The organism is Pseudomonas oryzihabitans (genome assembly GCF_014522265.1).
In the GTDB taxonomy this organism is placed as follows: Bacteria; Pseudomonadota; Gammaproteobacteria; order Pseudomonadales; family Pseudomonadaceae; genus Chryseomonas; species Chryseomonas aestiva.
The window spans coordinates 4,987,338-4,999,663 of the sequence record NZ_CP017024.1 but is presented as its reverse complement, the minus strand read 5'-3'; the positions used below and the strand labels follow the sequence as shown (position 1 = coordinate 4,999,663).

Here is a 12,326-nt window from a genome sequence, read left to right as displayed (position 1 = left end):
GAGGTGATCTAGCCGCTTGATAACGAAGGAAAAAATCCATGACCAAGTCGGAGTTGATCGAGCGCATCGTTTCCTATCAGGGGCAGTTGTCGTCCAGGGATGTCGAACTGGCGATCAAGACCATGCTGGAGCAGATGGCCCAGGCACTTTCCACTGGAGACCGTATCGAGATCCGCGGCTTCGGCAGCTTTTCGCTGCACTATCGCGAACCCCGTACGGGGCGCAATCCCAAGACCGGCGAGTCGGTACTGCTGGACGGCAAGTTCGTTCCGCACTTCAAGCCAGGTAAGGAGCTGCGGGACAGGGTCAACGAGCTGGAGCCATAAAGCCGTCGCCCACTGCCGGTCTTTTCTCTGTCTGCCCGACAAGAGTTTGATTTTCCTTGTTTTTTTGGCTAGCTCTGAGCCGTCAAAAAAGCGTTATTCATAAGGCTGGTATCGGTATTTTGACGTTTACAAAAAAAGTCAAGCCGTTTTGATATTTTTGTAGACGGGTTCCGATTTTTGTATGAGACTTCCTTCACATAAGGTCTTGGGTGACCTCGTAGTCCACGCCGAGTGAGGAAGTTGTCATGCGCCACTATCTTTTCATCTGGATCGGTATCGCCGCCTGCTTCACCAGCATGCACCTCGGTCATCCCTTCCTCGCTGTAGCCGCTCTGGCCGGTAGCTGGATGGTTGCCCTGTTTCTGCAGCCCGCTCAGCGCGTCGAGAGCTTCTCGCGCCACTACGTTGGCCAGCCGACCGCTCGCTTCCAGGCCGTCGAAGTCCAGGCTTCCGCCAAGACCTTCTAAGGTTCTCAAGTTTTTCGGCCCGCCGAGCTCAGGTTCGGCGGGCTTTTTTATGCCTGCGTTCTGCGTGGCTAGGCCCTTGCGGGGCAATGTCATACCATAAGCGCCCTTTCCTGGCTGACTGGCACGGCGCAACGCATTGATGGAACTCAAGATTCTGGTGACTGGGGCGGGGGGCTTCGTCGGCGCAGCCCTGGTTCGGCAGCTACAGGCCAAGGGGTATCCGGTGGTCGCCGCGCAGCGCCAGCCGGCAGCTGCCTCGATCGCGAGCGAGGTGATTCCGGTGATCCGTGAGTTGTCCGCCGATACCGACTGGTCCGCGCCCCTGGCAGGGGTGGATGCCGTCATTCATCTCGCCGCCCGGGTCCATCAGCTAGGCGAGCAGCCAGGCGTGGTCAGCGAGGCTCGCTACGATGAGGTGAATCGGGCGGCAACCCTCAAGCTGGCACGGGACGCCCAGGCTGCTGGCGTCCGTCGCTTCATCTTTGTCAGCAGCATCAAGGTCAATGGTGACTGGACCCTTCCCGGCAAGCCCTTTCGCGCTGACGATCTGCCCGCACCCACCGATGCCTACGCGCGTTCCAAGGCCGCTGCCGAACAGCAGCTGCTGGCGCTGATGGCCGAGACCGGGCTGGAAGTGGTCATCGTGCGTCCACCACTGATCTACGGGCCTGGGGTAAAGGCCAATGTGGCCCGTCTGCTGGACACCCTGGCGCGGGGCGTACCGCTGCCACTGGGGGGCGTTCGGCACAACAGGCGCAGTCTGCTTGCCCTGGAGAATCTGCTCGATCTGTTGATCCTGTGCATCGCGGCGCCCAAGGCGGCCGGGGCCATCCTGCTGGTCAGCGACGATGAAGATCTCTCCACCGCCGAGCTGCTCGAATCGCTGGCCGAAGGCCTGGGTCAGAAACCCCGGCTGATCGCCGTTCCGTCCGCCTGGCTCGAATGGGGCGCCAGATTGCTGGGGCGGGGCGAGGTGGCGCAACGTCTCTGTGGGTCGCTGCAGGTCGACATCCAGCCCACCAAGACCTTGCTGGGCTGGCAGCCCCCGCTGTCGGCACGCGCCGCCTTGCGTGCGCTGGGCGCGCAACGGGCCGGTGCGGAGGGTCGGAAATGATGTTGCTCCTGTTGCTCCTGGCTGGCGGCTGCAGCTGGCTCGGCACGGCGGCGCTGCGCCGCTATGCCCTGTCCGGAGGCCTGCTCGACGAACCCAACGCGCGCAGTTCGCACCAGGTGGCGACGCCTCGAGGCGGCGGCCTGGCGATCGTCGTGGTGTTCGTGCTCGGCTGTGTGGTGCTGGAGCTGCTGGGGCAGCTTGATCCGGCTTCCTGCGGCGTCCTGATAGGCGCGGGGCTGCTGGTGGCAGTGCTCGGCTTCGTCGACGATCATCGGCACGTGGGCGCCGGCTGGCGTCTGCTGGGTCACTTCCTGGCGGCGCTCGCTGCCCTGCTGTGGCTGGGCGGCTATGGCGCACTTCCTGCGCAGCTGTCCGCTGTTCTGGGGCTGCCCGGCTGGCTGGTGATGACCCTTGGCGTGCTCTATCTGGTCTGGCTGCTGAATCTCTACAATTTCATGGATGGCATCGATGGGATCGCCGGCGTCGAGGCGCTCGTCGTCTGTCTGGGCATGGCGCTGATCTATGCCGTGACCGAGCATGGCGCCTTGCTGGGCGCACCCTTGCTCCTGGCGGCGGCCGTGGGTGGCTTCCTATGCTGGAATTTTCCGCCAGCGCGCATTTTCATGGGTGATGTCGGCAGTGGCTTTCTCGGTCTGATTCTCGGCATGCTGTCGTTGCAGGCGGCACTGGTGGAGCTGTCGCTGTTCTGGGCCTGGCTGATCCTGCTCGGCGTCTTCGTGGTCGATGCGACCTGGACCCTGTTGCGGCGGCTGAGCCGGGGCAAGAAGCCCTACGAGGCTCATCGCACCCACGCCTATCAGTGGGCCTCCCGTCAGCATGGCGCCCATCGCCCGGTGACCCTGACGGTACTCGCCATCAACCTGTTCTGGTTGCTGCCTATCGCTTTGCTGGTGGGGCTGGGGCTTTTAAGTGCCATACTGGGGCTCTTGCTTGCCTATGGGCCTTTGCTTTGCCTGGCCCTTCGATACCATGCTGGGACCGATGAGGTAGCCATGGCTGCGCAGTCCACCGGATTCAGGGATTAGGGACACTGACATGTTGCGTGACCATCTGGTCAAGCTGAACCGGCGTACCAAGAGAGTCATCCAGGTCGCGGTCGATCTGTTGCTGATCTGGCTCTCGTTATGGTTGGCCTTCTATCTGCGCCTGGGTTCCGTGCAGATGATCGAGCCCTTCAGTGGGCATGCCTGGCTGTTCATCACTGCGCCGGCCATCGCCATTCCCCTGTTCATCCGCTTCGGCATGTACCGCGCGGTCATGCGCTACCTGGGCAACGACGCCCTGATCGCCATCGCCAAGGCGGTGACGCTGTCGACGCTGCTGCTGTCGGTAGTCATCTACTGGTATCGCGACCTGCCGGAGATCGTCCCGCGTTCGATGATCTTCAACTACTGGATCGTCAGCCTGATCCTGATCGGCGGCCTGCGTCTCGCGCTGCGCCAGTATTTCCTGGGCGACTGGTATCGCGCCATTACCGTGCCCTTCATCAAGCAGCCGGACGAACTGCCACGGGTCGCCATCTACGGCGCCGGCTCGGCGGGCAATCAGCTGGTCGCGGCGCTGCGCATGGGCCGGGCCATGCGTCCGGTGGCCTTCATCGACGATGACAAGAGCATCGCCAATCGCATCATTGCCGGTCTCAAGGTCTACACCCCCAAACACATCCAGCAGATGATCGATGAAACGGGCGCCGAGGAGATCCTTCTGGCGATCCCGTCCGCTACTCGCGCACGGCGACGTGAGGTTCTCGGTCTGCTGGAACCCTATCCGCTGCACGTCAGAACCGTGCCGCGGATCAGCGACCTGGCCTGCGGCAAGGTACAGGTGGACGACCTCCAGGAGGTCGATATCGCCGATCTGCTGGGACGGGATCCGGTGACGCCCCGGCCCGAGCTGTTCGCCCGTTGCATCACCGCCCAGGTGGTGATGGTGACCGGGGCAGGGGGATCCATCGGCGCCGAGCTGTGCCGGCAGATCATTGGCCAGAAACCGCGCACCCTGATCCTGCTCGACCACGCCGAATTCAACCTCTACAGCATCCACCGTGAGCTGGAGACCTATATCCAGCGCGAAGCGCTGCCGGTCACCCTGGTGCCGGTGCTGGGCTCCATTCGCAACGCGCCGTTGCTCCTGCAGGTGATGCGGCACTGGAAGGTGGCCACCCTCTACCATGCGGCAGCCTACAAGCACGTGCCCATGGTCGAGCACAACATTGCCGAGGGTTTCGGCAACAACGTTTTGGGCACCCTCAATGCCGCCCAGGCGGCCATCCAGGCTGGCGTGACCAGTTTCGTGCTGATCTCCACCGACAAGGCGGTACGGCCCACCAACATCATGGGCAGTACCAAACGCCTGGCCGAGATGATCCTGCAGGCCCTGAGTCGCGAGGCGGCGCCCGTGCTGCACGGGCAAACGGATGGTATCCATCAGGTCAATCGCACCCGCTTCACCATGGTGAGATTCGGCAACGTGCTGGGCTCGTCCGGTTCGGTCATCCCGTTGTTCAGGACCCAGATCCGCAAGGGTGGGCCGGTCACCGTCACCCATCCCAAGATCACGCGTTTCTTCATGACCATCACCGAGGCCGCCCAACTGGTCATCCAGGCGGGCGCCATGGGCGAGGGCGGAGACGTCTTCGTGCTCGACATGGGCGAGCCGGTACGCATCGTCGAACTGGCCGAGCAGATGATCAAGCTATCGGGCCTGAGCGTCCGCTCGCCGGCCAATCCCCATGGCGATGTCGCCATCGAGTTCACCGGGCTGCGACCCGGTGAAAAACTCTATGAAGAGTTGCTCATCGGTGACGACGTGAGTCCGACTTCCCATCCGAAGATCATGCGTGCCAGCGAAGACTTCCTGGCCTGGGATGCCTTCCGGGCAGCCCTCGTCGAGCTGAGTCGCGCGATCGATGCCGGTGATTATCTCCGCGTCCGGCAACTGTTGCGCGACACCGTCGCCGGCTATTCGCCAGAGGGCGACATCGTCGACTGGCTGCACGGCAAGAGATCCATCGAGTGATCCCGTCCACGCTTTCTTTCAGCCTGGATTTGAAGCCGAGCACAGAAGCGGCAGCCGCCCAGCGCTAGGCTGAACTTTCTTTTCCTGCCACTGTTTAACTCAGGTCTTTGGGTACATAGCCGTGGCTGTGACCCAAGCCAGGGATGGCTGCGCCGTCCTCCGATGTCTCGTCCGCAGCGCCGGGCGCGATGATGTACAAATCGATATAGGCAGGATTCAGGATGAAGGTACTGGTAACAGGTGGCGCGGGTTTCATTGGTTCCGCCGTGGTACGTTTTCTTATCAACGAGACCCAATGCAAGGTTGCCAACGTCGACAAGCTGACGTACGCCGGTAACGTGGATTCCCTGGCCGAAGTCGCCGACTCCGACCGCTATGAATTCCACCAGGTGGACATCTGCGACTTCGCCGCCCTGCAGCAGGTCTTCGCGTCCTTCCAGCCCGACGTGGTCATGCACCTGGCTGCCGAGTCCCACGTGGACCGCTCCATCGAGGGCCCTGCCGCCTTCATCCAGACCAATGTGGTCGGCACCGGCGTCATTCTCGAGGTGACCCGTGCGTACTGGAACGACCTGGCGCCGGAGGCCAAGGCAGCCTTCCGTTTCCACCACATCTCCACCGACGAGGTCTACGGCGACCTGCACGGTACCGACGACCTCTTCACCGAGATCACGCCCTATTCCCCGAGCTCGCCCTATTCGGCTAGCAAGGCCGGCAGCGACCATCTGGTACGTGCCTGGGGTCGGACCTACGGGCTGCCGGTACTGGTGACCAACTGCTCGAACAACTATGGCCCCTATCACTTCCCCGAGAAGCTGATCCCCCACGTCATTCTCAATGCCATCCATGGCAAGCCGCTGCCGATCTATGGCGACGGCTCCCAGGTGCGTGACTGGCTGTTCGTCGAAGATCATGCCCGCGCCCTCTATACCGTGGTGACCCAGGGCGAGGTCGGCGAGACCTACAACATCGGTGGCCACAACGAGAAGCGCAACCTGCAGGTCGTCGAGACCATCTGTGACCTGCTCGAAGAACTGGCTCCGCAGAAGCCCGAGGGTGTCGAGCGCTATCGCGACCTGATCACCTTCGTCAAGGATCGCCCGGGTCACGACATGAGATACGCGATCGACGCCAGCAAGATCGGCCGCGAGCTGGGCTGGACGCCGGCAGAGACCTTCGAGACCGGCATGCGCAAGACCGTAACCTGGTACCTGAACAATCGTGAGTGGTGGCAGCGGGTACTGTCCGGCGCCTACCGCCTCGAGCGTCTCGGCGAAGCCGTTTAACGATCCTATCGCGGACACGCCCGCGGGCGTGTTCGACCGACAGCAACAGTCAATTTTCAGAGGACGATTGCCATGAGCAAATACAAGGGAATTCTGCTGGCCGGTGGCTCCGGTACCCGTTTGCACCCCATTACCCTGGGCGTGTCCAAGCAGTCGCTGCCGATCTACGACAAGCCCATGATCTACTATCCGCTGTCCGTGCTGATGCTGGCCGGTATCCAGGAAGTCCTGATCATCTCGACGCCGGCCGACCTGCCCGGCTTCCAGCGCATGCTCGGCGACGGCAGCCACTTCGGCATGCAGCTGAGCTACGCCGAGCAGCCCAGCCCGGACGGCCTGGCCCAGGCCTTCATCATCGGTCGCGAATTCGTCGGCGATGACAACGTCTGCCTGGTCCTCGGCGACAACATCTTCTACGGTCAGCACTTCAGCGAGACGCTGCTCAAGGCTGCCAGCGTGGACAAGGGCGCCACCGTCTTCGGCTACTACGTCGCCGACCCCGAGCGTTTCGGTGTGGTCGAGTTCGACGAGCAGGGCAAGGCCCTGAGCATCGAAGAAAAGCCCAAGAAGCCGAAGTCCAACTATGCCGTCACCGGTCTGTATTTCTACGACAACGACGTGCTGGACATCGCCGCCAACATCAAGCCGTCGCCCCGGGGCGAGCTGGAAATCACCGACGTCAACAACGAGTACCTGCGCCGTGGCTCGCTGAACGTTTCCCTGCTGGGCCGTGGTTTCGCCTGGCTGGACACCGGTACCCACGACGCCCTGCTGGAAGCCGGCCATTTCGTCCAGACCATCGAGAAGCGCCAGGGTCTGAAGGTCGCCTGCCTCGAAGAGATCGCCTTCCAGAAGGGCTGGATCACCTGCGAGCAGATGGCCATGCAGGCCGAAGCGCTGAGCAAGACCGGTTACGGCCAGTACTTGGCGCGGCTGTGCAAGGAGCAGGACTGATGCAGGTCTTCGACACCGCGATCCCGGACGTCAAGCTGATCGAACCCAAGGTCTTCGGTGACGACCGCGGCTTCTTCCTGGAGTCCTTCCAGGCGGAGCGCTATGCCCAGCAGGCGGGGATCACCCTGCCGTTCGTGCAGGACAACCATTCGCGCTCCGCCCGGAACGTGCTGCGTGGCCTGCATTTCCAGCGCAGCAAGCCGCAAGGCAAGCTGGTGCGCGTGGTGCGCGGCGAGGTGCTGGACGTGGCCGTCGACATCCGTCGCGGTTCGCCCACCTTCGGCAACGTGGTCGCCGAGATCCTCTCGGAAGACAACAAGCGCCAGCTCTGGATACCGCCGGGCCTGGCCCACGGCTTCGTGGTGCTGTCGGAAACCGCTGATTTTGAATACAAGTGCACAGATTATTACGATCCCTCTGATGAAGGGTCTTTGATCTGGAATGATCCGGATCTGAATATCGACTGGCGGGTAACGGATCCCATCCTGTCCGCCAAAGATGCACAAGGCCTTCGATTGGCGGAGCTGTATAGATGAAGATACTGGTTACCGGAGCTAACGGTCAGGTCGGACGCTGTCTGACCGATCGTCTTCAGCGTTCAGAACTGGCATGGGAGGCCCATGGACGTGCCACTCTGGATATCGCTGACGAAGGCTCGGTAACCAGCCATCTCGAGCGGTTCGCTCCGGACGTCGTGATCAATGCGGCCGCCTACACGGCGGTCGACAAGGCCGAGCAGGAACCCGAGATCGCCGCCCGCGGCAATATCGAAGGTCCTGCGGTGCTTGCCCAGGCCTGCGGCGCCGCCGGCATCGCCCTGCTGCACCTGTCCACCGACTATGTGTTCGACGGTACCGCCACCGAACCCTATCAGGTCGAGGATCCGGTCAGTCCGTCCGGGGTCTACGGCATGACCAAGCTGGAAGGGGAGAACCGCGTGCTCTCCGCCTGCCCGCGCTCGGTGGTGCTGAGAACCGCCTGGGTGTTCAGCGAGCACTGCAACAACTTCCTCAAGACCATGCTGCGGCTCGCTGCCGATCGTGACGAACTGCGGGTGGTGAGCGACCAGGTGGGTTGCCCGACCTACGCCGGCCACATCGCCGATGCGCTGTTGCAGATCGCCGTCCAGGCCGAAGCCCGGCCTGAGCAGACGGCCTATGGCCTCTATCACTTCGGCGGCGACAGCGGCCTGAGCTGGTGCGACTTCGCGCGCTACATCATCGATGCCGGCGAGGAGCTGGGCATGCTGGAACGGGCGCCGCTCATCACCGGCATCGCCACGTCCGAATTTCCCACCCTGGCCAAGCGCCCGGCCTATTCCATGCTGGATTCCAGCGCGCTGGAGCAGCACTTCGGCATCCCGCCGAGCGACTGGCGCCAGGGCGTTCGCCAGACCCTGCTGGCGCTCCAGACCGAGCGTGCCCAAGCAGGGTCTCTGGTGAGTTGACCGTCTGACCCTTTGCGTTAAGCTCTCCGGATCAAACAGCGGAACAGGGAGGTTCCTCTATGAGATTCGTCTGGATAGTGACGTTGCTGGCCCTGTTCGGTCCCTGGGCCAATGCCTGTGAGCCTGGCACGGGTGCTGCACCCAAACCTGCCGCGAATGCCAGCCTGGCACCCCTGAACATCAATGTCGCCGACGTCACCGCGCTGCAACGGCTGCGGGGAATAGGGGCCGTCAAAGCACAGGCGATCGTCGACCATCGCCAAGCCCATGGCGCCTTTGCCTCGGTGGACGAGCTGCTCGAGGTGAAGGGCATCGGCAAGGCTCTGCTGCAGCGCAACCGCGAACTGCTCAGCGTCGACTGATTTTCGGCAAACTTTAACCGTCTCTTTGCACCTTTTTCCCAAACCATTGTTTTGGCTGGATTTTTAGGATCTGGCACAGGCATTGCTCTATCTCTGACACGAGTGGGTACGGCGTCAATTTCCCGTGCCAGAGGAGCAGAGCAAATGGTTCAAGGTGTCGAGTTCAATCGGTTGATGCTGGAAATGCGCTCCATGCAGACCGAAGCCATGGCCCGGTCGAAAGCCGTGGTAGCTCCGGCTGCCGGCGCGGAACAGGTCCAGGGTCCGAGCTTCGCCGACATGCTCAGCAAGGCCGTGGGCTCCGTCAACGAGACCCAGCAGACCGCTGGCGAGATGGCCAAGGCCTTCGAGCTGGGGCAGGGCGGCGTCGACCTCACTCAAGTCATGATCGCTTCGCAGAAGGCCAGCGTCTCCGTGCAGGCCTTGACCCAGGTACGCAACAAGTTTGTTCAGGCGTACCAAGACATCATGCAAATGTCGATTTGAGGACGGTCTAGAAAATGGCTGAAGCTCTCACCAACGCACCCGTCCCGACGACCAAGCCCGAGGCTGAAGACAAGCCCAAGAAGTCGCTGCTGGGGCTCAGCTTTCTCGACAACCTGTCCGACATGCCGCTGCTGCGGCAGATGGGGCTGCTGATCGGCCTGGCCGCCAGCGTCGCCCTGGGCTTTGCCGTGGTGCTCTGGACCCAGCAGCCGGACTATCGGCCGCTGTACACCAGCATGAATGGTCTCGACGCCAATCAGGTGCTGCAGGCCCTGGGCGCGGCCGACATCGGCTACAAGGTCGATCCGAATTCCGGCGCCCTGCTGGTCAAGTCCGACGACCTCGGCCGGGCGCGCATGAAGATGGCCGCAGCCGGCATCACCCCCTCCGATGGCAATGTTGGCTTCGAGCTGCTGGACAAGGAGCAGCCGCTGGGCACCAGCCAGTTCATGGAGGCGGCCAACTATCGGCGCAGCCTGGAAGGCGAACTGGCCCGGACCATCTCCAGCCTCAACGGCATCAAGGGCGCCCGGGTGCACCTGGCGATCCCGAAGAGTTCGGTGTTCGTCCGTGACGAGCGCAAGCCGAGCGCCTCGGTACTGGTCGAGATGTATCCCGGCCGTACCCTGGATGCCGGTCAGGTCATGGCCATCATCAATCTGGTCGCCACCAGCGTGCCGGAACTGGACAAGTCCCAGGTCACCATCGTCGACCAGAAGGGGCAGCTGCTGTCCGACCAGCAGAACATGTCCGAGCTGTCGATCGCCGGCAAGCAACTGGACTACACCCACAAGATGGAAAGCTCCCTGACCCAGCGTGTGCAGAACATCATGCAGCCGGTGGTGGGCAACGGTCGTTTCAAGGCCGAAGTGGCCGCGGATGTGGATTTCAACGCCGTGGAATCGACTGCCGAGCAATTCAATCCCGATCAACCGGCACTGCGCAGCGAGCAGCAGAACAGCGAGCAGCGCCAGACGTCCGGCGGCGGCGCCCAGGGCGTGCCCGGTGCCCTGTCCAACCAGCCGCCCGGTCCGTCTTCGACCCCGGAGAAGGCCGGTGCCCAGGGTGGCGGCGCCAACTACATCGCTCCCGGCCAGCCGCTGCGTGACGCCAACGACCAGTACATCTACGACAGCAAGACCAGCCTGCCGGCAACCCTGCCGTACCCGACCGACAAGCGTGAGCAGAACACCCGTAACTACGAGCTGGACCGCAGCATCAGCTATACCCGTCAGCAGCAGGGCCGTCTGCGTCGACTTTCCGTCGCCGTGGTGCTGGACGATCAGGTCAAGGTCGATGCGGCCGGCAAGGTCAGCCACCAGCCCTGGACCCCCGAAGACCTGGCTCGCTTCACCCGTCTGGTGCAGGATGCCGTGGGCTTCGACGCCAGCCGTGGCGACAGCGTGAGCGTGATCAACGCGCCCTTTGCCCCGGTGCAGCAGGAAGAGATCGAGAGCATTCCCTTCTACCAGCAGCCCTGGTTCTGGGGCGTGGTCAAGCAGGCCCTCGGCGTCCTCTTCATCCTGGTGCTAGTCTTTGGGGTGCTGCGTCCGGTGCTGAAGAATCTGTCCGGTGGCAACACCAAGGACGCCGCTGCCCTGGCCGCTGCCGGTGGTGCCGGTGCCCTGGGTGCCGGTGGTCTGGATGGCCTGTCGGACGATCTGGCCGACGACAAGGTGAGTCTGGCCGGTCCGGCACCACTGTTGCTGCCGAGCCCGAGCGAGGGCTATGACGCTCAACTGACCGCCATCAAGCAGTTGGTCAACGATGATCCGGGCCGTGTCGCCCAGGTAGTGAAGGATTGGATCAATGGCGACGAATGAAGCGCAACTTTCCAAGGTAGAGAAGGCCGCGATCTTCCTCCTGTCGCTGGGTGAAGCCGATGCCGCGCAGATCCTGCGCCACATGGGACCCAAGGAGGTACAGAAGGTCGGTACCGCCATGGCCCAGATGCGCAACGTCAACCGCGAGCAGGTCGAGCGGGTGCTGGGCGACTTCATCGAGGTGGTGGGCGACCAGACCAGTCTGGGCGTGGGCGCCGACGGCTACATCCGCAAGATGCTCACCCAGGCCCTGGGCGAGGACAAGGCCAGCGGCCTGATCGACCGCATCCTGCTGGGTGGCAACACCAGCGGTCTGGACAGCCTGAAGTGGATGGAGCCGCGGGCGGTGGCGGACGTGATTCGCTACGAGCACCCGCAGATCCAGGCCATCGTGGTGGCCTACCTGGATCCTGACCAGGCGGCCGAAGTCCTTGGCCACTTCGATCACAAGGTGCGCCTGGACATCGTCCTGCGCGTCTCCTCGCTGAACACCGTGCAGCCGGCGGCGCTCAAGGAGCTGAACCTGATCCTCGAGAAGCAGTTCTCCGGCAGCGCCAGTACCACCCGTACCGCCCTGGGCGGCGTCAAACGTGCCGCCGACATCATGAACTACCTGGACAGCTCGGTCGAAGGCCCGCTGATGGACGCGATCCGCGACGCGGATCAGGATCTGTCGGGGCAGATCGAGGACCTGATGTTCGTCTTCGACAACCTGTCCGACGTCGACGATCGCGGCATCCAGGCGCTCCTGCGCGAGGTGTCCTCGGATGTGCTGGTGCTGGCGCTCAAGGGCGCCGACGATGGCATCAAGGAGAAATTCTTCCGCAATATGTCCAAGCGCGCGGCCGAGCTGCTGCGCGACGACCTGGAAGCCAAGGGGCCGGTGCGACTGTCCGAGGTGGAGGGGGCGCAGAAAGAGGTGCTCGCCGTGGCCCGCCGCATGGCCGACGCCGGCGAGATCGTCCTCGGCGGCAAGGGTGGCGAGGAAATGGTCTGACGGCTTGCCGGGATTGGCCTGTGCT

Annotated in this window: 13 protein-coding genes; all 13 read left to right on the top strand. The window is 63.1% G+C overall.

Going from position 1 to position 12,326, the window contains the following annotated elements; translation table 11 throughout:
• Positions 1 to 38: 38 nt before the first annotated feature.
• The 13 genes from ihfB (at position 39) to fliG (ending at position 12,301) form a co-directional block, all read left to right on the top strand.
• The gene (gene ihfB, locus BGI51_RS23120) at positions 39 to 326 is read left to right on the top strand and encodes an integration host factor subunit beta (protein ID WP_133862410.1); all 288 of its coding nucleotides are present in this window, start codon (positions 39 to 41) and stop codon (positions 324 to 326) included.
• Positions 327 to 571: 245 nt separating this feature from the next.
• On the top strand, positions 572 to 793 hold the full coding sequence (locus BGI51_RS23115) for a hypothetical protein (RefSeq protein ID WP_133862409.1): 222 nt from the start codon (positions 572 to 574) through the stop codon (positions 791 to 793).
• Positions 794 to 932: 139 nt separating this feature from the next.
• Positions 933 to 1,907, top strand: coding sequence for an NAD-dependent epimerase/dehydratase family protein (locus tag BGI51_RS23110; RefSeq protein WP_187979893.1), 975 nt, complete (start codon positions 933 to 935; stop codon positions 1,905 to 1,907).
• Complete coding sequence (locus BGI51_RS23105; RefSeq protein ID WP_431312621.1) at positions 1,907 to 2,953, top strand: MraY family glycosyltransferase; 1,047 nt, start codon at positions 1,907 to 1,909, stop codon at positions 2,951 to 2,953. The genes BGI51_RS23110 and BGI51_RS23105 overlap by 1 nt, the downstream gene beginning before the upstream one ends.
• Before the next feature lie 10 nt (positions 2,954 to 2,963).
• Positions 2,964 to 4,946, top strand: coding sequence for a polysaccharide biosynthesis protein (locus tag BGI51_RS23100; protein WP_187979891.1), 1,983 nt, complete (start codon positions 2,964 to 2,966; stop codon positions 4,944 to 4,946).
• Between the two features lie 221 nt (positions 4,947 to 5,167).
• Entirely contained in the window at positions 5,168 to 6,232 is a 1,065-nt protein-coding gene (gene rfbB, locus BGI51_RS23095; protein ID WP_187979890.1) for a dTDP-glucose 4,6-dehydratase, read from the top strand.
• 72 nt (positions 6,233 to 6,304) lie between these two features.
• On the top strand, positions 6,305 to 7,186 hold the full coding sequence (gene rfbA / locus BGI51_RS23090; RefSeq protein WP_133862404.1) for a glucose-1-phosphate thymidylyltransferase RfbA: 882 nt from the start codon (positions 6,305 to 6,307) through the stop codon (positions 7,184 to 7,186).
• Positions 7,186 to 7,722 carry a dTDP-4-dehydrorhamnose 3,5-epimerase gene (rfbC, locus tag BGI51_RS23085; protein ID WP_133862403.1) on the top strand — a complete coding sequence of 179 codons (537 nt, stop codon included), beginning with the start codon at positions 7,186 to 7,188 and terminating at the stop codon, positions 7,720 to 7,722. Before rfbA ends, rfbC begins: the two co-directional genes overlap by 1 nt.
• The gene (gene rfbD / locus BGI51_RS23080; RefSeq protein ID WP_187979889.1) at positions 7,719 to 8,633 is read left to right on the top strand and encodes a dTDP-4-dehydrorhamnose reductase; all 915 of its coding nucleotides are present in this window, start codon (positions 7,719 to 7,721) and stop codon (positions 8,631 to 8,633) included. The genes rfbC and rfbD overlap by 4 nt, the downstream gene beginning before the upstream one ends.
• 59 nt (positions 8,634 to 8,692) lie before the next feature.
• On the top strand, positions 8,693 to 8,995 hold the full coding sequence (locus BGI51_RS23075; RefSeq protein ID WP_133862401.1) for a ComEA family DNA-binding protein: 303 nt from the start codon (positions 8,693 to 8,695) through the stop codon (positions 8,993 to 8,995).
• Positions 8,996 to 9,139: 144 nt separating this feature from the next.
• Positions 9,140 to 9,481: a flagellar hook-basal body complex protein FliE gene (gene fliE, locus BGI51_RS23070; RefSeq protein ID WP_132832054.1), complete on the top strand. Its 342-nt coding sequence runs from the start codon at positions 9,140 to 9,142 to the stop codon at positions 9,479 to 9,481.
• 14 nt (positions 9,482 to 9,495) lie between these two features.
• On the top strand, positions 9,496 to 11,304 hold the full coding sequence (gene fliF, locus BGI51_RS23065; protein WP_187979888.1) for a flagellar basal-body MS-ring/collar protein FliF: 1,809 nt from the start codon (positions 9,496 to 9,498) through the stop codon (positions 11,302 to 11,304).
• Positions 11,291 to 12,301: a flagellar motor switch protein FliG gene (gene fliG, locus BGI51_RS23060; protein ID WP_133862399.1), complete on the top strand. Its 1,011-nt coding sequence runs from the start codon at positions 11,291 to 11,293 to the stop codon at positions 12,299 to 12,301. Before fliF ends, fliG begins: the two co-directional genes overlap by 14 nt.
• Positions 12,302 to 12,326 lie beyond the last annotated feature (25 nt).